15 protein-coding genes are annotated in these 21671 nt (G+C 56.2%); 13 read left to right on the top strand and 2 right to left on the bottom strand.

The genetic code is table 11. The features are described 5' to 3' along the window. Positions 1–663: a CoA transferase subunit B gene (locus tag NOS26_RS01540; protein ID WP_041647040.1), complete on the top strand. Its 663-nt coding sequence runs from the start codon at positions 1–3 to the stop codon at positions 661–663. A gap of 140 nt (positions 664–803) precedes the next feature. On the opposite strand, the gene NOS26_RS01535 is transcribed toward NOS26_RS01540, so the two are convergent. After that, positions 804–2846: a transglycosylase domain-containing protein gene (locus tag NOS26_RS01535; RefSeq protein WP_255917189.1), complete on the bottom strand. Its 2043-nt coding sequence runs from the start codon at positions 2844–2846 to the stop codon at positions 804–806. A gap of 319 nt (positions 2847–3165) precedes the next feature. On the opposite strand from NOS26_RS01535, the gene ppsA reads away from it, so the two are divergent. The 6 genes from ppsA to NOS26_RS01505 all read left to right on the top strand — a co-directional run bounded on the left by ppsA (position 3166) and on the right by NOS26_RS01505 (position 14247). Further along, a complete protein-coding gene (gene ppsA, locus NOS26_RS01530; protein ID WP_014015001.1) occupies positions 3166–5574 on the top strand; it encodes a phosphoenolpyruvate synthase in 2409 nt (802 codons plus the stop codon). Between the two features lie 205 nt (positions 5575–5779). Then, positions 5780–6418: a helix-turn-helix transcriptional regulator gene (locus NOS26_RS01525; protein WP_014015000.1), complete on the top strand. Its 639-nt coding sequence runs from the start codon at positions 5780–5782 to the stop codon at positions 6416–6418. Between the two features lie 2 nt (positions 6419–6420). Further along, positions 6421–7242, top strand: coding sequence for a pyruvate, water dikinase regulatory protein (locus NOS26_RS01520; RefSeq protein ID WP_014014999.1), 822 nt, complete (start codon positions 6421–6423; stop codon positions 7240–7242). An 86-nt stretch (positions 7243–7328) separates the two neighbouring features. Next, the gene (locus NOS26_RS01515) at positions 7329–12173 is read left to right on the top strand and encodes a phosphohydrolase (protein WP_169013844.1); all 4845 of its coding nucleotides are present in this window, start codon (positions 7329–7331) and stop codon (positions 12171–12173) included. Continuing rightward, entirely contained in the window at positions 12157–13152 is a 996-nt protein-coding gene (locus tag NOS26_RS01510; RefSeq protein WP_169013843.1) for a lactate dehydrogenase, read from the top strand. The genes NOS26_RS01515 and NOS26_RS01510 overlap by 17 nt, the downstream gene beginning before the upstream one ends. A gap of 15 nt (positions 13153–13167) precedes the next feature. After that, the gene (locus NOS26_RS01505; protein WP_027894687.1) at positions 13168–14247 is read left to right on the top strand and encodes a flavodoxin family protein; all 1080 of its coding nucleotides are present in this window, start codon (positions 13168–13170) and stop codon (positions 14245–14247) included. Positions 14248–14357: 110 nt separating this feature from the next. Here NOS26_RS01505 and rpmB read toward each other — a convergent pair whose 3' ends face one another. Then, positions 14358–14549 (bottom strand): 50S ribosomal protein L28, encoded by a 192-nt coding sequence (gene rpmB, locus NOS26_RS01500; protein WP_014014995.1) that lies wholly within the window; start codon positions 14547–14549, stop codon positions 14358–14360. Between the two features lie 140 nt (positions 14550–14689). Between rpmB and recG the strand changes: the two genes are divergently transcribed. The 6 genes from recG to NOS26_RS01470 all read left to right on the top strand — a co-directional run bounded on the left by recG (position 14690) and on the right by NOS26_RS01470 (position 21661). Further along, positions 14690–16729 carry an ATP-dependent DNA helicase RecG gene (gene recG, locus NOS26_RS01495; RefSeq protein WP_169013842.1) on the top strand — a complete coding sequence of 680 codons (2040 nt, stop codon included), beginning with the start codon at positions 14690–14692 and terminating at the stop codon, positions 16727–16729. Positions 16730–16845: 116 nt separating this feature from the next. Next, positions 16846–18303, top strand: coding sequence for an IMP dehydrogenase (gene guaB, locus NOS26_RS01490; protein WP_014014993.1), 1458 nt, complete (start codon positions 16846–16848; stop codon positions 18301–18303). Between the two features lie 18 nt (positions 18304–18321). Beyond that, positions 18322–19053, top strand: a complete 732-nt coding sequence (locus NOS26_RS01485; protein WP_014014992.1) for a WecB/TagA/CpsF family glycosyltransferase — start codon at positions 18322–18324, stop codon at positions 19051–19053. Between the two features lie 12 nt (positions 19054–19065). Next, positions 19066–19719, top strand: coding sequence for a phosphatidylserine decarboxylase (locus tag NOS26_RS01480; protein ID WP_014014991.1), 654 nt, complete (start codon positions 19066–19068; stop codon positions 19717–19719). Next, on the top strand, positions 19716–20390 hold the full coding sequence (locus tag NOS26_RS01475; protein ID WP_014014990.1) for a phosphatidylcholine/phosphatidylserine synthase: 675 nt from the start codon (positions 19716–19718) through the stop codon (positions 20388–20390). Before NOS26_RS01480 ends, NOS26_RS01475 begins: the two co-directional genes overlap by 4 nt. Positions 20391–20410: 20 nt before the next feature. Further along, a complete protein-coding gene (locus tag NOS26_RS01470) occupies positions 20411–21661 on the top strand; it encodes a glycosyltransferase family 2 protein (protein ID WP_014014989.1) in 1251 nt (416 codons plus the stop codon). Positions 21662–21671 lie beyond the last annotated feature (10 nt).

The raw sequence follows: 21671 nt of genomic DNA, 5'->3' as shown, positions 1-21671 counted from the left end.
ATGGTTGAACGGAAAGGAAGAGCTTTGATTGCCTGGCGTTGTGCCCAATTCTTCAAAAATGGGGACTTCGTCAACTTAGGGATCGGCCTGCCCCTGATGTGCGTCAACTATCTGCCCGAAGGCGTATCCCTCTGGCTGGAAGCTGAAATCGGCACCGTTGGCAGCGGCCCGTCGCCGGACTGGAATCATGTCGATATCGACGTCATCGATGCTGGCGGCCAGCCGGCTTCGGTCATTACCGGCGGCAGTGTCTACGACCACGAAACGTCCTTCGCTTTCATCCGCGGTGGCCATATTGACGCGACTGTCTTGGGGACGCTGCAAGTCGACCAGGAAGGGAATATCGCCAACTGGACCATCCCCGGGAAATTCGTGCCCGGTATGGGCGGGGCCATGGACCTCTGTGCCGGTGTCAAGAAGATCATCGTCGCCACGGACCATTGCGAAAAGAGCGGCCATTCCAAGATACTGAAGAAATGCACGCTGCCCCTGACGGGAGCCCGTTGCGTGACCGACATCGTAACCGAACGCTGCTACTTTGAAGTCACGCCGCAAGGCCTGGTCCTGCGGGAACTGGCCCCGGGCTATACCGTAGAAGATATCCGGGCCTGCACCGAAGCGGACTTCATCGTCCCCGAAACCATCGCCGTCATGGGCGAGTGAGGGGAGGCCGCACGAAGGCTTCGTAAGCCTCTCCTGCTAGGAGAGGTGTCCCGAATGGGCCGGCCCCTACGAACCACGAGCTACGAGCCATTAACTACGAACCACTAAAAAGGCGCTGTCGTAAGACAGCGCCTTTTTCCTTATTCCTTATTATTGCGGTCGGCTTGTTGTTTGGCCGGCTGCTGGGTCTGTTGTTTGGATTTTTCTTTGGTCGTCGGTTTTTCTGACGTTGCCGATTTTTTCTTTGGTTCTTCCCGGTCATCGCTGCGGGACGAGCTCTTATTGGATGATGCCGTTTCTTTGCGGCGTTCCATGCCGGACGGAGCGGAGAAGTCGCCACCCGATTCATCGGACGTGGCCGACGACATGTAGTCGCGCCAGATTTCGGCCGGGACCGTGCCACCGTAGATGTCGCCTAAGCTGTGGGCTCCTGTATCGTCGCCGATCCAGACGGCCGTGACGATATCCGGCGTGTAGCCGACGAACCAGGCGTCTTTGTTGTCGTCCGTCGTCCCGGTCTTGCCGGCTGCCGGACGGCCGATGGCGGCAGCCCGCCCTGTGCCGTGGTCGATGACGCCTTCGAGCATGGTCGTCATTTCATAGGCTTCCCGTTCGGACATGACGCGGGTCTTCGTTTCTTCTTTTTCTAACGTCGACGAATCTTCCAGGACGTTGCCGTTGCGGTCGAGGATCTTGACGATGGCCGTCGGTTTGACGTGGACGCCTTTATTGGCGAAGGTGCCGTAGGCACTGGCCATTTCCAGAGGCGTGACGCCCCGGGTCAGGCCGCCCAGGGCCATGGCCAGGTTGTCGTCTTTGGCGTCGAGGGTGGTGATGCCCATTTTCTTGGCGTTGGCGATGATGTTCTTGGTGCCGACTTCATCAGCCAGCTGGACGGCGATGGTGTTGACCGAGTGGGCCAGGGCATCGCTGAGGCTCATGGCGCCACTGTAGGAGCCGCCGGCGTTCTTCGGACTCCAGCCGCCGTAGGTGATGGGCTGGTCTTTCATGGTCGTATCCGGCGTCATGTCGTGCTGCAGTGCCGTCAGGTAGACGAAGGGCTTGAAGGCCGAACCCGGCTGGCGGACGGCCATGCTGGCGCGGTTGAAGCTGTCCTGTCCGCGGCCGCCGACCATGGCCAGGATATGGCCCGTCTTGGGGTCGATGGAGACGAGAGCCGCCTGCGGCTGGGTCAGGCCGTTTTCGTCGGTATAGTTGTTGGGCAGGTTGCGCATGGCCCGGACGGCGGCGTGTTGTTTGTCGACGTCCATGGTCGTGTAGATCTTGAGGCCTTCTTTATAGAGGGCATCGTCGCCGTATTTCTTGGCGACCTGCTGGGAGACGTAGTCGATGAAGGAAGCGTATTCGTCGGCTTCTTTCGCCTGGTGGCTCTTGGAGAGGCCCAGGTCCTGGTTCTTGGCGTCTTCCGCTTCTGCTGCCGATACGTAGCCATATTTGACCATCTGGTCGAGGACGACGTTCTTGCGCTTCTTGGCTTCGTTCAGGTTGTTGAACGGCGAGTAGTAGTTCGGGCTCTTGGGCAGGCCGGCCAGCATGGCACACTGCGTCAGGCTCAATTCGTTGACGTCTTTATTGAAATACGTCTTAGCCGCTGTCTGGATGCCATAGGCGCCCTGGCCGAAGTAGATCTGGTTCATGTACATTTCCAGGATTTCTTTTTTACTGTATTTGTGTTCGATTTCCAGGGCCAGCATGGCTTCCTGTATCTTACGCTTCAATGTCTGTTCCTGGGACAAGAAGGCGTTCTTGGCCAGCTGCTGGGTGATGGTACTGCCGCCCTGGGCGATGCCGCGGTTTGTCAGGTTGGCAAAGATGGCGCGGAAGATGCCGATGGGGTCGATGCCGATGTGTTCATAGAAGCGGTTGTCTTCGGCAGCGATGAAGGCGTTCTGCAGGTTCTGCGGCACTTTATTGATGTCGATGGGCAAGCGGTTCTGGTCGGAATGAAGGGTCGTAATCAGCCGGCCGTGGGAATCGAAGACCTGCGATGAAACGGCAGGCCGCATGTTATTGCCTACGGCAGGCAAACTTTGATAGGCTGCAAAAATATAGCCAAAGCCTAGGCCTGCGAAAACGACAAGGCATAAGGCGATGAAAAGGCGGATGCGGCGAAGGGGACCGGCTTTTTTGGCTTTTTTTGCTCTGCGTCTGGGTGTATACATATTTTCCTCCTACGTGACGACATAATCGTTCAAGATGAGCAGGTAATGAAACATTACTAATTTCTTATTATATCACATCCGCCATTATTATCCTATATAGGCAGGGCAGGTTGAGAAAATTTAAAGCGTTTTTTGGACTTAAATCGTTTTACGCTATACGGATTCTGAAAATATTTCACATATAGTATACCCTTAAAAGAGGTATCACATAGCTTTTTAAGAAAGGCCATTGACATTTACAAATAAATAGCGTACTATAAACGTAACAAGCAGACAATTTAGCGTACACGCTTGGGTATAGCAGCAGGAGGTAAGGATTATGGCAAAGGACAGAGAAAAAGCATATGTATTGTGGTTCGATGAACTGCGCAGGGCTGATGTTTCCCTCGTAGGCGGGAAATCGTCTTCCCTCGGTGAATTGACATCCCAGACGGATGTCCCCGTTCCCTATGGGTTTGCGACGACGGCAGAAGGCTATCGTCATTTCATGCATGAAACGGGCATGGACGTCACCATCCCGGAATTGCTGAAAGGCCTGACTGACGTCGAAGACGCTGTCCAGCTCCGCGATGTCACGGCTAAGATCCGCAAGGCAATCTGCGATGCTGAAATGCCGGCTGATTTGGCAGCAGACATCCGCAAGAGTTATGAAGAATTGGGCAAGAAAGTCGGCGAAGCCAATCCCTTCGTCGCCGTCCGTTCCAGTGCAACGGCAGAAGATTTGCCCGATGCCAGCTTTGCCGGCCAGCAGGACACGTACCTCAACGTCCAGGGCGCTGACATGGTCATCCAGAAGGTCAAGGAATGTTATGCATCGACCTTTACGGACCGCGCTACGTACTATCGTACGAAACAGGGCTTCGATCATCTCTCCGTCGCTTTGAGCGCCGCCATCCAGATGATGGTCTTCTCCAAAGCCGCCGGCGTCATGTTCACGGTCGACCTGGTCACGGGCGACGATTCGACGATCACCATCGAAGGCGCCTGGGGCCTCGGCGAATACGTCGTACAGGGCACGGTTACGCCGGATAACTTCAAAGTCCGCAAAGATGACTTGACCATCCTCTCCAAGATGATCAATACCAAACCGATCGAACTGGTCCGCAAACCGGGCGGCGACTGCGAAGAAAAACTCGTTCCGCCGGAATTGCAGAAACAGCAGGTCATTACGGACGAACAGGTCAAAGAACTGGCTACATATGCCAAAGCCATTGAAAAACATTACGGCTGCTACATGGATATGGAATGGGGCGTCGATGAACGGACCAATAAGGTATGGCTCCTCCAGGCCCGTCCGGAAACAGTCTGGTCCAAGAAGAATAAAGAAAAGAAAGAAGCTGCTGCCGCTAAGGCTGCTGTCACGACGGACCGCAAGGTCGTCGTCAAAGGCCTGCCGGCCAGCCCGGGCAGTGCCGCTGGCAAAGCTCATGTCATCCTCGACCCGGCTAAGATCGCTGAATTCAAAGACGGCGAAATCCTGGTAACGACCATGACGGCACCGGACTGGGTTCCGGCCATGAAGAAGGCCAAAGCTATCGTCACCGATGCCGGCGGCATGACCTGTCACGCTTCCATCGTCAGCCGTGAACTGGGCATCCCCTGCATCGTCGGCACGAAGAGCCGCAGCGTCGAAGCAACGACGACCATCCAAGATGGCGCAGAAATCACGGTCGATGCGACGAACGGCATCGTCTATGAAGGCATCGTCGCCGACATCGTCAAACCGGAAGCTGCCGAAGCTCCGGCCGGCCAGGCTGCAACGACAGTCGTCGCTGCCGAAGCCGCACCGATTACGGGCACGAAAATCTACATGAACCTGGGCAACCCGGATCTGGCTGAAAAATACGGCAAACTGCCTTGCGATGGCATCGGCCTCATGCGTGAAGAATTTATCTGGACGACGTTCATTCACGAACATCCTTTGTATCTCATCGAAACGGGCCGGGCTGACTACGTCGTCGATCAGCTGTCCGAAGGCATCCGCAAGGTCTGCCAGGCACTGGCTCCGCGTCCGGTCACGCTGCGCCTGAGCGACTTCAAATCGAGTGAATACCGCAACCTGACGGGCGGCGATAAATACGAACCCCAGGAAAGCAGCGCCCTCCTCGGCTGGCGCGGTGCTTCCCGTTACTATGACCCGAAATACGTCGAAGCGTTCAAACTGGAATTGAAAGCCGTCCGCAAAGTCCGTGAAGAATACGGTTTCAAGAACCTCAACGTCATGATTCCCTTCTGCCGCCGCGTCGATGAAATGCAGAAAGTCGTCGACCTCATGGCTCAGGAAGGCCTCCATCGCGGTCCGGACTTCAAAGTATGGCTCATGGCTGAAATCCCGGCCAACATCATCCTGGCTGACCAGTTCAATCAGTTCGTCGATGGCTATTCCATCGGCTCCAACGACCTGACCATGCTCGTCATGGGCTGCGACCGCGACAACGATACAGTCGCACCGCTCTTCGATGAACGCAACCTGGCTGTCAAACGGGCTATCCGCCATCTCATCACGGTTGCTCACAAAGACGGCAAGACCGTTTCCATCTGCGGCCAGGCACCGAGCGTCTATCCGGACTTCGCCGAATTTCTGGTCAAGAGCGGCATCGATTCCATCTCGGTCAACCCCGACGCTGTCGTATCGACACGGAAACACGTAGCACAAGTCGAACAGCGTATCCTCCTCGATTCGCTGACAGGCAAGGGCCGTGCTGATACGGAAGACTATACGTGGTAATTGGTAATAGCATATCCGATTTATGAGTAATAGAAAGGCGGTCCCAAAAGAAAAGCAGACTTTTGGGCCGCCTTTTTCTCATACTACGGCCTTGTATTATACACTATTTGCATATTATACATCTTATATCGCGGGATGTTTTTATATATGTTATGATAATAAGTGAATAAGAGAACGCTTGCTATATAGGGGGTGAAAAGACGCTATGTTATCGGAACGTCAGGAAACGATTTTACAGATTGTAAAGGAAAACAGTCCGATTACGGGCCAGCATATTGCCAACCGGCTCCACGTGACGCGGGCAGCTTTGCGCTCGGACCTGGCCATCTTGACCATGTTAGGGCTCATCGATGCGCGGCCGAAATTAGGCTATTTTTTTACGGGCAACAAAGAGAAAGACCTGCTCTCACGGGCTATTACGGATATTACCATTGATTCCTGCCTGTCTCAGCCGGTGATCGTCGGCGAGCATACGAGTGCTTACGATGCCATCATCGCCATGTTTACGGAAGACGTGGGGACCGTATTTGTCGGGACGGACAATATCCTGGCCGGCGTCGTATCGCGAAAGGATTTATTGAAAACCGCTATGGGCAGCAATGACCTTCGGGCCCTGCCGGTACGCATGGTCATGACGCCTGTGAGCAAGGTGATTTACGCCCAGCCTGAAGAAAAGGCGATCGTCGCGGCTCAGCGCCTGATCGAATATGAAATCGACTGCCTGCCCGTCGTCGAGGTCAAAGGGACTGACGAAGATGACAAGAAGGAATTGAAGGTCCTGGGCAGAATATCAAAAACGAACATAACCCGTCTCTTTGTAGAATGTGGGTTAGGGAGGAGATAACCGTGGAAAAACCGATTATTTATGCTTGCTCTGACTCGCTCGGTGAAACAGCCGAACGCGTGGCCCGGGCAGCAGCCAGCCAGTATGACAAACAGGAATTTAACATCATCCGTGTGCCGTATATCCGGTCGGAACAGCAGATCGAAGAACTGGTCTGCAAAGCCGAAGCCAACAAGGCCATGATCTGCTATACGATCATTTCCCCATCCCTGCGCCGGAAGCTGCGGGAACTGACCAAGACGGCCAACGTTACCGTCGTCGACATCATCGGCCCCATGCTGGCCGGTGTCGGCACCTTGACCGATACGGAACCGACGTTGAAAGCCGGCATGATCCACCAGCTCGACGAAGAGTATTTCAAACGCGTCGAAGCCATTGAATTTGCCGTCAAATACGACGATGGCAAGAACCCCATGGGCTTCTTGAAGGCCGATATTGTCATCGTTGGCGTATCGCGTACGTCGAAGACGCCCCTTTCTATGTACTTGGCTCATAAGCGTATCAAAGCGGCCAACCTGCCGCTGGTACCGGAAGTCAGCCTGCCGCCGGAATTGTTCCAGATCCCGGCCCGCAAGATCGTCGGCCTCATCATCGACCCGTTCAAGCTGAACTTCATCCGGTCTGAACGCCTGCGCAGCATGGGCCTCGATGCCAATGCCAGCTATGCCAACATCGAACGGATCAATGAAGAACTGGAATATGCCCGCGGCGTCATGCGCCGTCTCCATTGTCCCATCATCGATGTGTCGTCCAAGGCCATCGAAGAAACGGCCAACTTGGTCATGGAAATCGTAAAACGGAACAAAGAACTGTATCCAGAATAAAGTTAGCCAATGGCGGCTAGCGGGAAAAAGGCTTGTCGCTCGGCGACGAGCCTTTTTTTATGACTATAAGGAAAGCGGGGTAGGTTATGAAAGATTCAACGACAGCCATTTTCACGTCCATGACGGCGGCCTTGGAGAGCCGGCATTTTTTAGCGACGCTGGGAATGGACAAAGAGGAAATGACGGCCTGGATCCGCCGCAGCCATCTGCGGGCCCTGGCCGATGAGCTGCAAGGATGCCGCGATGAAGATGGGCGTTTCCTGTCGCCACAGGTCCTGGCGGCAGCGCAGCCGTACTTGGATTGCCTTCGCCAGGAACCGCCCGGAGGTTGGCTGAAATGCTGCTACCGGCGGGTCCTGGTCCGGCTGTTCCCCGGGTCCTGTCAGGGGAACCGGGAATTGGAAGCGGCTGTAGGCCGCGGGGCCCAAGGGGATATCTATCGCCAGGGCTGCCTCATTTTTATGCAGCTCCTTCGCGGCCTCTATCACTATGAACGGAACGTATTGCCTTTTGATCCGAAAAAGGACATGCCACTCATTCCAGCGGAAGAAATCGCCCATAAAGGCTACATCAAGGAATACCTTCGCCTGCGGATGCTGGCCACTGATGATTATATTTATGAATTTATGCGCATCGGCATCGATATTACGCCGTTCAATACGCTCGGTCATGTCGGCGGCGTCCATTACGTCGCCGTCTATGCGGCCCGCCAGCTGGCCCGGAACGGCATCCCCGTCGACGTGGCCCTCATTTCCGGCGCCGCCGCCTGCCACGATATCGGCAAATATGGCTGCAAGAAGAATGAAGAAAAGCGCGTCCCTTATTTACATTATTATTATACGGGCATGTGCTGCCGCCGCCTGGGCCTGCCGGCTATCGGCCACATCGCGGCGAACCATTCGGTATGGGACCTGGAGCTGGAAAACTTGTCCGTCGAATCGCTGCTCCTCATCTATGCCGACTTCCGCGTCAAGAGCAGCCGCAATGATAAGGGCAAGGAAATCGTCCATTTCTATTCCCTGGCCGAAGCCTTCGATGTCATCTTAGGCAAACTGGATAATGTCGATGAAGCCAAGCGCCAGCGTTACCAGAAAGTCTATGCCAAACTGGCGGATTTTGAAGCCTTTATGGAAGAACACGGCGTCGTCACGGAACTGCCGGCGGACTTTGCCTGGCAGCCGGCCGACCCGCCGCAGCCCGTCCATCGGGAAAAGGTCCTCCTCGAAGGCAACGACGTCATTGACCAGCTCAAATATGCCGCCATCGACCACAATATCCGCCTCATGAGCATCTTCCGCGATGAAAGCGATTTCGGCAACCTCATCGAAGCGGCCCGCAGCGAACGGCTGTGGAAGAATGTCCGCACGTATATCGGCATTTTCGAGGAATATTCGACGTACATGACGGAACATCAGAAACTCATGACCTTGAAGTTCCTCTACGAGCTCTTGTCCCACCGCGAAGGGGATATCCGCCTGCAGGCAGCCGCTCTCATGGGGCGCATCATTGCCAACTTCAACGATACGTATACGAAGGAACTGCCCGAAGGCGTCTCCCTGCCGGCGAAATCCGTGACCAACCTGTCCTTGTTCACGACCTACCTGGACCGCATCATCTGTCCGGACATCCGCTTCACAGAACAGCATAAATTGTGGATCGGCTATTGCCTGAGTACATTCATCTCAGCCGTCCTGCAGCGCTGCGCCCCGTCCCAGTGCAGCCGCTATACGGCCATCATGGGGCCGTACTACGAGCGGCGCAACTACAGTGAAGAAGAGTATATCATCCTCTTGAAGGTCCTGGCCGATATGGACCGGATTTATCTGGATGACGGATTCATGGCGGCAGCGGCGCCTTTCATCGAAACGGCGAGGGAAAGCGATTCCTTCAACCTGCGCGTCGCTGCCCTCAACTGTGCCCGCCACGTCTTCGCCGACTATTCCGACGATTTGTATTATAAAGACCTGCTGACGGTCATGGACCTGCCCGAAGGGCGGGATGCCTTTTTTGAACGGGAAGGCAATCTCTTCTTGGTCGACCTCAAGATGGGGACCCATTGGGTAGTCAAAGTAGCTAATCTGGAACTCATGCTGCGTTATATCGACGGCCAGAGCAACGCCGGCAGCGTCATGCATCTGGGGACGCATCTGACCAACCTTCTCAAGGTGAGCGAATCCATTTTCGTCCGTCGCGCTGCCGGCAACAGCCTGCTTAAAATCGCTTCTACCATGACCTATGCCCAGCGCAACGAATTGACGGTGGAACTGTTCAACGGCCTGGAAATCGGCGACCCGCAGATCTCCAAGTACGTGCCGGAGTTTCTGGGCAAGATGATCCTCAAGCTGCCGCCGCGGGAATTTGACGAATTTGTCAAGACTATCGAAGGGCAGATACTCAATGTCAATATCCCCCTGGCTTCGTCCATGGTCCAGACGGTCGGCATCATTTTGGAACATTTCGATGAATTTGCCAAGGAATTTTCCCAGGACCCGGCAGTCAACGACAAACGTCAGCGCCAGCTGTTGTACATCATGATCAAGGCCTACGCCCATTACAATAAGGAGCTGAGCCGCGACGCCTTCCGCGATTTGGGGAAATTCATCTTCCACAGCCCAATCATGCCGGAAGAGCGGAAGGATTTCTTGTTCAGCCATTGCTATAAGAAGCTCCTGGTCCTCCTCGATGAAAATAGTGAAGAGAACCTGGATTTCTACAGCAATTCGGCCGTGCTCAACCACATCTACCGCTATATCAGCCAGCATGAATTTGCCTGCGGTTCCTTTGCCTTCGAAAAGGGCCGCAAGCCCTGCTTCTATCCGGGGACCTTCGACCCCTTCAGCCTGGGCCATAAGGCCGTGGCCTGCAAGATACGCGACCTGGGCTTCGATATTTACCTGGCCCTCGATGAATTTTCCTGGTCCAAGCATACCCAGCCGCGGCTCATGCGCCGCAAGATCATGAATATGTCCGTCGCCGATGAAGAGAATATGTATCCTTTCCCCGATGATATCCCCATCAACATCGCCAATCCGGCGGACATCAAGAAGCTCAAGGAAATCTTTGCCGGCCGGGACCTGTACATCGCCGTCGGGACGGACGTCATCGAGAATGCCTCGGCCTACCGGGCCGTGCCGACGCCCGATTCGATCCATACGGTGAACCACATCGCCTTTGCCCGGGAGACCCGGGAAAACCCGGAAACGGACCAGCCGGAAAAGACTTACGGCATCCAGGGCAAGGTCATCCGCCTGACGCTGGACAAATTCTACGAAGACATCAGTTCGACGAAGATACGCGAGAACATCGACCTCAACCGAGATATTTCCAACCTCATCGACGCCGTGGCCCAGAATTTCATTTACGACAATAACCTTTACCTGCGCGAACCGGCCTATAAGCACGTCCTGGAAGCCCGGGAAATCGGCATCGGTTCCTTCAAGCCGCGCGGCGCCGAAAGCTTGTGGCCCATTTGCAGTGCCCTCTGGGACAAGGGCTACCATACGGAAACCGTCGACAGCTATGTCGAAAAGGATTACGTCTGGACCTTGTACATCGACGACGCCAGTCAGGAACGGAAGATGATCGCCTATGCCGCCGTCCATCGCGTCGGTTCCCGCGATTTGCTGCGCGAATTTCACGACTCGGCCATTGCCTCCCACATCCGCGACGCGGCCGACGGCGGCATTGCCTGCATCGGCTTCCTCTATGCCGATGATATGGCCGGCATTGCCAACGTCAGCCAGATCATCATCACGGAAATCCTGACGGAACTCATTGCCCGCGACTTCGCCTATGCCGTCTACCATCCCGTCGACCCGGCCGGCTATGAAGCGACGGTCATCGACGCCTTGCGCCGCCAGGGCTTCGTCAACATCGCTCCGTCGGGGGAACAGCCGATTTACGCCGTCAATATGAAGTCGCCTATCGTCATTTTCCGCGACGTCGAGACGACCATCAAGAACCCCTTCAATAAGAATCCCCGCGTCCGCCGGGCTATCTATGAGGCCCACAACAACTTACTGTCGGTCATGAACCACATTTATCCGGGCCAGCTCATCTTGTCGTTCAACATGAGTGCCTTTTACAACAAGATCATCAAGAAGGTGGCTGAAATCAACGGCGTCTCCATCGTCGAAGATAAGAAGAAGCGCCGCGGGCCGTACATGTCGGTCCCCTTCGGCAAGGCCCTGAGCGATGTCCTCGTGCCCAATACGGTCACTAAGGGCCTCCATATCGACAAGTATTTCAACCGCACCGTCAAGGGCTTTACCATTGCAGAGTGTCAGCATTATTCGTCCGTCGACAACCAGGTCAAGACCATCAAGTCCTTCAACCGGCCGGTCATCCTCATCGACGACCTCCTGCACAAGGGCCATCGCATGCGCATGCTGACGCCTTATCTGGAACAGAACGACGTAGAGATCAAAGAAGTCCTGGTCGGCGTCATGACCGGTCAGGCCATGGATATGATGGAAGAAAAGAACATCCGTGCCGAAAGCGCCTATTTCCTGCCCAGCCTGGAAGTCTGGCTCAATGAAAGGGACTGCTATCCTTTCATCGGCGGCGACAGCCTGGACAATGCCCATAACTACAGCGGTTACGGCCGCAACCCGTCGATCAACCTGGTCCTGCCCTATGTCAAGCCGGCCTTCATCGGCAAGGGGAAGAGCGAAGCCGATTACCTCTATTCCCTGACGTGCCTGCAGAACGCCGCGTCCATCATGGAAACCTTGCAGGACGTCTATCAGGAAACGTTTGAAAAGCGCCTGACCCTGAAGCGGCTCGGCGAAGTTATTACGTACCCGCGCATCCCCGATATCGACGTCGGCGTTAAGTTCGATGAGAACATGGACCCGACGCGGTTCATCAAGAACGATATCGAACGGCTCATCCGCCTGCGCTGGGGAGAAGGAGATGAAGACTTTGAATAAATGGATCCACGATTTACCCGCTGACATCGGGGCGTCTGCCATGCCTCTCGACAGGGCACCGCAGCTGGCCCGGAAAGCCCGTGTCCACATCGTCGCCTTAGGCGATGTGGGGACGACCATGCTCATCGGACTGCTCCTGGCCGGGCAGGACGTCATCGCTTCCGTCGGCATGTGCGACATCAATGAGAAGAACCTGGCCCGTCTGGAAATGGAAATGAACCAGATTCGCTATCCCTTTGCCGGCCAGGAAGGCTGTCCGGACCCGGTCCTGCCAGCCGTGACGGTCGTCGGGGAAGAAGACGTCTTCGACTGCGACGTCTTTATCTTCTGTGCCAGCAAGGGCGTGCCGCCTGTCGGAGCCGGCGGCGATGTACGCATGGCCCAGCTCGAAGCCAACCGCAGCCTCATCGCCCACTATGCCGGCCTGGCCCGCCAGGCGGGCTTCGGCGGCCAGGTCTGTATCGTATCGGATCCGGTCGACCCCTTGTGCCGGGCCTTCTTGACGGAATCGGGCCTCCATCCGGCCCAGATCCAGGGCTATGGCCTGGGCGTCATGCATGCCCGGGCCTGCTATTACGCCAAGAAAAATCCGCGTTTTGCCCACTACCTGACGGAAGGCCGGGCCTTTGGCCCCCATGGGGCGGACCTGGTCATCGCCGACAGCCTGGAAGACTACGACGACGCCTTGTCGCGGGAGCTGACGGACCTCGTCGTCCATGCCAACATCGCCGTCCGCGACCTGGGCTATAAGCCCTATATCGCGCCGGCCCTGTCGTCAGCGGCCCTGTCGATCATCCTGACCCTGCGGGGCCAGTGGCATTATGGCTCGGTCTATCTCGGCGATGCATCGAAGGGAGCCTTTTTCGGCGTCAAGAACCGCGTCGCCGGCGGCCAGGTGACTTATGAAGACGTCTGTGCCTGCCCGGCCCTGTACGAACGCTGGAAGCGGGCCTATACGGCGTTGAGCCGCCTCGTCTAGGAAGGGGGCTGTTCTATGCTGTTAGTCGTGAAGGTCGGCTGGGACGAAGCCGGTCATACGGAGCGCATCGGCCGCGTTCTCAGCCGGGCCCTGGAAGGGCGGACGTATCAGGTCATCGAACGGGAAAAAGCCTTCTTGCGCTGGTGCGTCCGGACGCGGGCCGAAAAAGAGGGGACAGCCGTCCTCTTCGCCGTCGCCCTGCCCAAGGCCGGCGTTAGCCTGTCCTATGTCCACCTCGTATCCTGTCTGGTCCGCCACCGCCATTGTCTGGCCGGCTGCCGCGGTGCCGTCCTCGTCGACGGGCAGGGGGAGTTTTTTACAAAAAAAATAGGCCGGGAGCTGATTTTCTTTGCCAATCAGGCCGGCTGTATCTTTCCCGGCAAGCCTCTCGTCGAGGCTACGGGATCCCTTTATAATTTTAATACCCAGGCTCAGATCCAGGGCCTTTCCAATGAGGAAGCCTACGCCGTCAGTGCCGGCCGCCTGGTCAGTAAACTGCTGGCTTTCACCCGGCCCGACGGGACCGGGAAGACTAAGGACGTCGTCGTCCTCCACGCCAGCAGCCGCCGCACGTCGAACACGCTCCTACTCTGGGAAATGGTGCAGCGCCATCTGCAGGGGAAGGCCCGGGTCACGGAGATTTCCCTGCGCAACGGGACCGTCGTCGACTGCCGGGGCTGCAGCTATGAAACGTGCCTCCATTTCGGTGAAAAAGGGGACTGTTTCTACGGCGGCGTCATGGTGGAAAAAGTCTATCCCGCTGTCCGCAAGGGCGACGTCATCGTCCTGGTCTGCCCGAATTATAACGACGCCGTCAGCGCCAACATCATGGCTTTCTTCAACAGGCTGACGGCCTTGTTCCGCAAGGAAGAAGCGGCCTTTGCCAGAAAGGAAGTCTATGCCCTGGTCGTTTCCGGCTACAGCGGCGGCGACATTGTAGCCGAACAGGTCATCGACGCCATGAACTGCAACAAGAACTTCATCCTGCCGCCGTACTTTGCCCTCATCGAAACGGCCAATGCCCCCAAGAGCATCCTCCAGAACGAAGGAATCGAAGACCGGGCGGCCCGCCTGGCAAGATACATATGCATGTAGGGGACGCTCAAAGGGCGTCCCGCCGTTCGCCGTTTGCGGGCCGCATGTAGGGGCGCCACGAGCCACTAAAAAAAGCGTTGTCTTCACAGACAACGCTTTTTTTATCATCCTTAAACATCACGCTGGACTTTACCGGAACGAAGGCAACGAGTGCAAACATTAACTCGTTTTACTTCGCCGTCGACGACAGCGCGGACACGCTGGATATTCGGTTTCCAGGTTTTTTTCGTTTTCAAGTGGGAATGGCTGACATTCATGCCGCTCATTGTTCCTTTACCACAGATTTCGCAAAAGTTTGCCATTGGTTACACCTCCCTGCACCATCACAGTACAACATATAAATCTTATCACAGATTATTAGGTAAAGCAAGTTTTATTTTTTATAAAAAGCCTACGAAATATGATACAATAAAAACGAATATTTGACAAGGAGTTTTTTTGTATGAATTTTTCTATTCGCAATCTCAAGGGCATCGGACCGCGCAAAGAAGCCCTGTTTGCCCGGCTTCATCTGGCGACGGTGTCCGACTTGCTGCAATATTTTCCCCGCGACTACGAAGACCGCAGCCATATCTGGCCCATCGGCCAGGCCCCGTGCGGGACGGGGAAGTCCCTGGTCCTCTGCGGGACCGTCGCGTCAGTCCAGGAAATGCGGCCCCGCCGGGGCCTGTCGCTGTTGAAAGTTATGGTTAGCGACGGGACGGGGGCGGCCGAGCTGGTCTGGTTCAACCAGGCTTTCAAGAAACGCCAGTTCCGCGTGGGCATGACTTTGACGGCTTTTGGCAAGCTGGAATGGGCTTATGGCCGCCGCCAGATGAATGGGCCTGACACGGAAGAAGGGCGGGCCGAAGGCGAGGGCTTCGTCCCCCTGTACGGCCTGACCGATGGCCTGCGCCAGCAGGATATCCGCAAAGCCGTGCGCCAGGCCCTGGACCTGGCCAGGGAGCATCTGGACATCCTGCCGGGCTGGGACGGCTGCCGCCAGTCGCCCTTTGCCGCCATGCCGACGCTCGAAGCCTATGAGCAGATACACTTTCCCGATTCTATGGAGAAACGGGAACAGGCCCGGCGCCAGCTGGCCTTTGAAGAGCTCTTCGACATGCAGCTCGGCCTGCTCCTGCGTCGGCGCCATGAAGGCAAGCGCCAAGGCCTCAAATGCGGTCCCAATGGCAAGCTGCTCAAGACCTTTTATGAGCACCTGCCCTTTACCCTGACGAAAGGCCAGACCCAGGCCTTCCTCGATATCCAGGCCGACATGGAAAGCGAAGTCCCCATGCAGCGCCTGGTCCAGGGCGATGTCGGCTCGGGCAAGACCGTCGTCGCCGCCCTGGCCCTGGCGAAAATCGTCGAGAATGGCTATCAAGGGGCCCTCATGGCGCCGACGGGTATCCTGGCGGCCCAGCATTACGATGAATTTTGCCGCCTCTTCCAGGGCCTGGACGTGCGCATCGCCTTGCTGACCGGCCGGACGACGACCAAAGAGAGGAAGCAGCTGCTAGCCGACCTGGCTGACGGCCGGATCGACATCCTCATCGGGACCCATGCCCTCATCCAGGACGACGTGGCCTTTCGCTGCCTGGGACTGGTCGTCACGGACGAACAGCACCGCTTCGGCGTCCGCCAGCGGTCAGCCCTGGAACAGAAGGGAAAAGAGCCGCACGCCCTGTTCATGACGGCCACGCCCATTCCCCGGACGCTGACCCTGTCCCTCTATGGTGACCTGGACGTGTCGTCCATCCGCGAGATGCCGCCGGGCCGGAAACGGGTCAAGACCTATGCCGTCGGCGAAGCCCTGCGCCGGCGGGTCTATGTCTTCATGGACAAGCTCATGGCCCAGGGCCAGCAGTGTTACGTCGTCTGTCCCCTCGTCGAAGCGTCGGAGACAGTCGACTTGCAGGCGGCGACGGAACTCTATGAACAGCTGCGGACCCAGGTCTTTACCAAGCGGCCATGCGGCCTCGTCCACGGCCGCATGGCCGGCAAAGAAAAAGAAGCCGTCATGGAAGCCTTCCAGAAAGGGGAGATACAGCTCCTGGTCGCGACGAGTGTCATCGAAGTTGGCGTCAACGTCCCTAACGCGACGGTCATGTTCATCGACGGCGCCGAACGCTTCGGCCTGGCCCAGCTCCATCAGCTGCGGGGCCGCGTCGGCCGCGGCGACCAGCAGGCCTATTGCATCCTCATGGCCAAGGGCGGCAGCGACGAGACGCGGCAGCGCCTGAAATGGATGGAACAGATACATGACGGCTTCACGCTAGCCGAAAAGGATCTGCTCCTGCGCGGTTCGGGCCAGCTCTTCGGCTACATGCAGCACGGACTGCCCGATTTGAAGGCCGCCGACATCCTGAGCGATGTGCCCATCCTGGCGGCAGCCCGCGATGCAGCCCGGCAGTGGTGGCTGGACCACGAGGATACGGCCCAGGCCGAGGCGGCCTTGAAGCGGCGTTTTGGCCAGACTTTTGCCGGACTTTTAAATAACTGACAGAAATTTTTCTGTAATATATGTACATACGAGTTGATTTCAGTTATAATAAGGGATAAGCTATTTAGGGGTATTTCCCCTTAGTTTCTTATATTTTTCAAAACAGAGGTGCAAATATGAGATCTGATAAATTTGGTATGAGAGGTTTGACATTTGATGACGTTCTCCTGGTTCCGGCAAAATCCGACGTGCTTCCGAAGGAAGTCGACGTTTCGACGAACCTGACGCGCGATATCAAACTGAATATTCCTATTATGAGCTCTGGTATGGATACCGTTACAGAAGCTCCTATGGCTATTGCCGTTGCCCGCGAAGGTGGTATCGGCGTTATTCATAAGAACATGTCCATCGCCGCCCAGGCGCGGGAAGTCGACAAAGTAAAACGGTCGGAACACGGCATCATCATCGACCCGATTTTCCTTCATCCCGATAATCTCCTGGCTGATGCCAATGAATTGATGGGCAAGTACCGCATCTCCGGCGTCCCCATCACGGTCGATGGCAAACTCGTCGGCATCATCACCAACCGTGATATGCGCTTTGAAGAAGACATGAGCCGCCGCATCGGTGACATCATGACCAAAGAAAACCTGATTACCGCTCCTGTCGGCACATCCCTGGCAGAAGCCAAAGAAATTCTCCGCAAGCACCGCATTGAAAAATTACCCCTTGTCGATAAAGAAGGTAACCTGCAGGGCCTCATTACCATCAAGGATATCGAAAAAGCTACGAAATACCCGAACTCGGCCAAAGACGGTAATGGCCGCCTCCTGGTCGCCGCTGCTGTCGGCGTAACCCATGACATGACGGACCGCCTCGATGCCCTCGTCGCAGCCAAAGTCGACGTCGTCGTCATCGATACGGCTCACGGCCATTCCCTGGGCGTCCTCAATACGCTGAAAGAAATCAAGAAGATGTATCCGCACCTCCCGGTCATCGCCGGCAACGTCGCTACGGGCGCCGCTACGGAAGCCCTCATCGAATGTGGCGTCGACGCTGTCAAAGTCGGCATCGGCCCTGGCTCCATCTGCACGACCCGTATCGTCGCTGGTATCGGCGTACCGCAGATCACAGCCGTCTATGAATGTGCTAAAGTCGCTCAGCGCTATGGTATCCCCATCATCGCCGACGGCGGCATCAAATATTCCGGTGATATGGCCAAAGCCATCGCTGCCGGTGGCAACGTCGTCATGATGGGCAACCTCCTGGCCGGCACGGAAGAAAGCCCGGGCGAAACGGTCATCTACCAGGGCCGCAGCTACAAAGAATACCGCGGCATGGGCTCCCTGGCTGCGATGGAATGTGGCAGTAAGGACCGTTACTTCCAGGAAGACGCTAAGAAGCTCGTCCCCGAAGGCATCGAAGGCCGTGTACCGTACAAAGGACCGGCAGCTGACACGATTTACCAGATGGTCGGCGGTCTCCGCGCATCCATGGGTTACTGTGGCTGCCACAACATTAAAGAAATGATTGAAAATACGCAGTTCATCCAGATTACCGCAGCTGGTCTTCGTGAAAGCCATCCGCATGATGTCAATATCACGAAAGAAGCTCCGAACTACAGCGTAAACTAAGCAGGGCGGAGGGATACGTTGATTAGTACCATCGATATCTTGTCCATCCCTATATGGAACGTCACTATGGAAGAAGCTCGTAACCTGGCCTTTAAGTGCATCGACGAAGGCCGGGCCGCTTCCATTGCGACGGCCAATGCAGAAATGGTCATGCGGGCCCAGACGGACCGCGAACTGGCCCATATCCTCCAGCATGCCGACCTGGTAGTTCCCGACGGGGCCGGCGTCCTGTGGGCTGCAGAACAGCAGGGCAAGAAATTTAAAGAACGCGTGACAGGTGTCGATTTGGCGTGCAGTCTGCTCCAAGAAGCAGCCGCACGCCAAACTCCTGTCTACCTCTTTGGCGGTGCTCCGGGCATCGCTGAACAGGCTGCGGCCAATGTGCAGCAGCAAATCGGGTCCCTTCATATCGCCGGGACTCATTCGGGATTCTTTTCGGCCGATGAAGAAAAGGATATCATCGAAGATATCCGCAGCCAGGGGACGCGCATCCTCTTGGTCGCCTTAGGCGTGCCGAAACAGGAAAAATGGATATCCGAGCATCTTTATGAACTCGGCCCCTGCGTCTGCATGGGTGTCGGCGGGACTTTCGACGTCCTGGCTGGCAAAGCCGGCCGGGCTCCGAAGTGGATGCAGGATAACCGCCTGGAATGGCTCTATCGCCTGTTGAAAGAGCCGACCCGGTTCAAGCGCATGCTGGCGCTGCCGAAATTCGTCGCGGCTGTCAAGCTGGGCGGCCGGGCTAAGTGATGAGGTGATGAGTTGAAAAGTGATGTCTTGAACAAACCTTATATCGTAGAAGACGGATACCCCTTCATTATCGTGCCCCTGTTGCTGGCTGTCGCCGCCGGATATTTCCTCAATGCCTATGTGGCGGTCCTGCCGTTGCTGCTGGCCGGGTATTTTACCTATTTCTTCCGAAATCCCAGCCGGACCATACCGGCTGATGAACGGCTCCTGGTGTCGCCGGCAGATGGGACTGTCGTCGGCGTCGAAGACGTAGAAGAAGATTCGTACCTCAACCAGAAGTGCCGGAAAATCATCATTTTCCTGTCCATCTTCGATGCCCATGTCAACCGGGCACCGCTGGCCGGGACCATCGATTTCCAGCAATATACCTGCGGCCGCTTCCGTCCGGCCTATAAAGAAGGCGTCGGCTATGAAAATGAACGCTATTCCATCGGCATCCATTCAGCCCATACGGATATCCTGGTCACCATCATTGCCGGCATCCTGGCGCGGCGCATCGTCTCCTGGGTCACCTTGGGCGACGAACTGCAGCACGGCCAGCTGTACGGTATGATCAAATTCGGCTCCTGTGCGGAAATCTATGTCCGCGACAATGTGGAAATCACGGTCAAGAAGGGCGATAAAGTCCGCGGCGGTGAATCAGTCATAGGGAGGATTGTCCAATGAAAAATGTAATACCGTGTCTGTTTACCTCAGGGAACCTCAGTTTCGGGGTCCTGAGTATGATCATGACCCTCCACGGGCTCTATACCTGGGCCGGTGTCTGCATCCTGCTGGCCATGGTCTGCGACGCCTGCGACGGCCGTTCGGCCCGCGCTCTGGGCGTCGCCGGTGATTTTGGCAAGGAACTCGATTCCTTGTCCGATGTCGTATCCTTCGGGGCGGCTTCGGCCTTTTTGATTTATTCCTATTCGCTGCAGTCCCTGGGCTGGATCGGCGCCATCCCGGCCATCATCTATGCCGCCCTCGGCGGTATCCGCCTGGCCCGGTTCAACTTGAATACCGGCGTCATCCATGGCTATTTCCAGGGCATGCCTATCCCGAACGGCGGCTGCCTCATCGCGACGTATGTCATTTCCGGAGCCGTCCTGCCGGCCTGGCTGCTGGCCATTTTCGTCGTCCTCTTGGGCTATCATCTGGTCAGCAAGGTCCACAACCCCGATTTCAAAGGGGCCAGCCCGGACGTACTCCACAAATCGGCCCTGGCTATCGCCCTGGTCTTCGGTGCCCTGGTCCTGGCCTTTGTCGACTGGCATCTGGTCATCACCATGCCCTTCTTACTGTACATCGTCTTCGGGTTAGTCAATACGGCCATGAACGTCGCAGCTGCTCGCTAAGTCTTTAGGGAGAGTCGCATATGGAACACATCTTGGATATCATCATGATACCCATACAGGTCATCATCGTTTTTTATTCCCTGTATTATTTCATCCTGGCCTGCTTCGGCCTCATGAAGCGGCGGGAACGCATTACGGTAGCGCCTAAGAATACCTTCGCTGCCGTTATTTGCGCGCATAACGAAGAAAAAGTCGTCTGGCAGCTCATCGACAACCTGAAGCAGCTCAACTATCCTAAGGATATGTATGACATCTACGTCGTCGCCGATAACTGCACGGACCATACGGCCGACATCTGCCGTGAACACGGGGCCATCGTCAAAGTGCGGACCAATAAGGAACAAGTCGGCAAGGGCTATGCCCTGGACTGGATGTTCTCGCAGATGCTGGCCCAGGAAAAGCAGTACGACGCCTTCGTCGTCTTCGATGCGGATAATCTGGTCCATCCGGAATTTCTGCGGGAAATGAACAACCACCTCTGCAAGGGGGAAAAGGTCATCCAGGGCTATATGGATTCTAAGAATCCGACGGACTCGTGGATTGCCGGTACCTTTTCCATCGCCTTCTGGCTCATCAACCACATGTGGCATTTGGCCAAGTACAACATCGGCTTGTCGACGGCCCTGGGCGGCACGGGCATGTGCATCGCCACGGAAATCGTCCGCAAGTACGGCTGGGGCTGTGACTGCCTGACGGAAGATATGGAATTTTCCATGAAAGTCCTCCTGGAAGGCGTCCGCACCTGCTGGGCCCACGACGCCATCATTTATGACGAAAAGGTCGTCGGCTTCATGCAGTCCTGCCGCCAGCGCAAGCGCTGGGCCCAGGGCCAGTGTGACTGTGGCGAACGCTTCATTCCCAAGCTCTTCGCCCGGGGCATCAAGACCGGCAACATCCGCATGCTCGACGGCATCATTACCTTGTCCCAGCCGTTCTTCATGATGGCTTCGACGATTTATGCCGTCCTGGCTTCAATCAATTCCTACCTGCCTTTTTACACCAATATCCTCAATGCCATCGTGCCCGTCCAGATTTGGACGATCATCGGCGTCGGACAGTACCTCATCCCGGTCATCGTCCTCTTGCAGATCAAAGTGCCGCCGAAATCATGGGCTTATCTCATTATTTATCCGATTTTCATGTACAGCTGGATTCCCGTCAACTTCCTCGGTTTCAAAGACCGGCATAAGATGAAATGGAGTCACACGCTGCATACGCGGGCCCTGTCTTATGAAAGCGCGGCCTTATTGCGGAAAGAAAACAAGAAGTAAGGAGTTCGAC

The sequence above is a fragment of the Megasphaera sp. SC8-1 genome, from assembly GCF_024436295.1.
GTDB lineage: Bacteria > Bacillota > Negativicutes > Veillonellales > Megasphaeraceae > Megasphaera > Megasphaera elsdenii.
The sequence above is the reverse complement of the archived record's forward strand: the minus strand, read 5'-3'. Positions and strand labels throughout refer to the sequence as shown.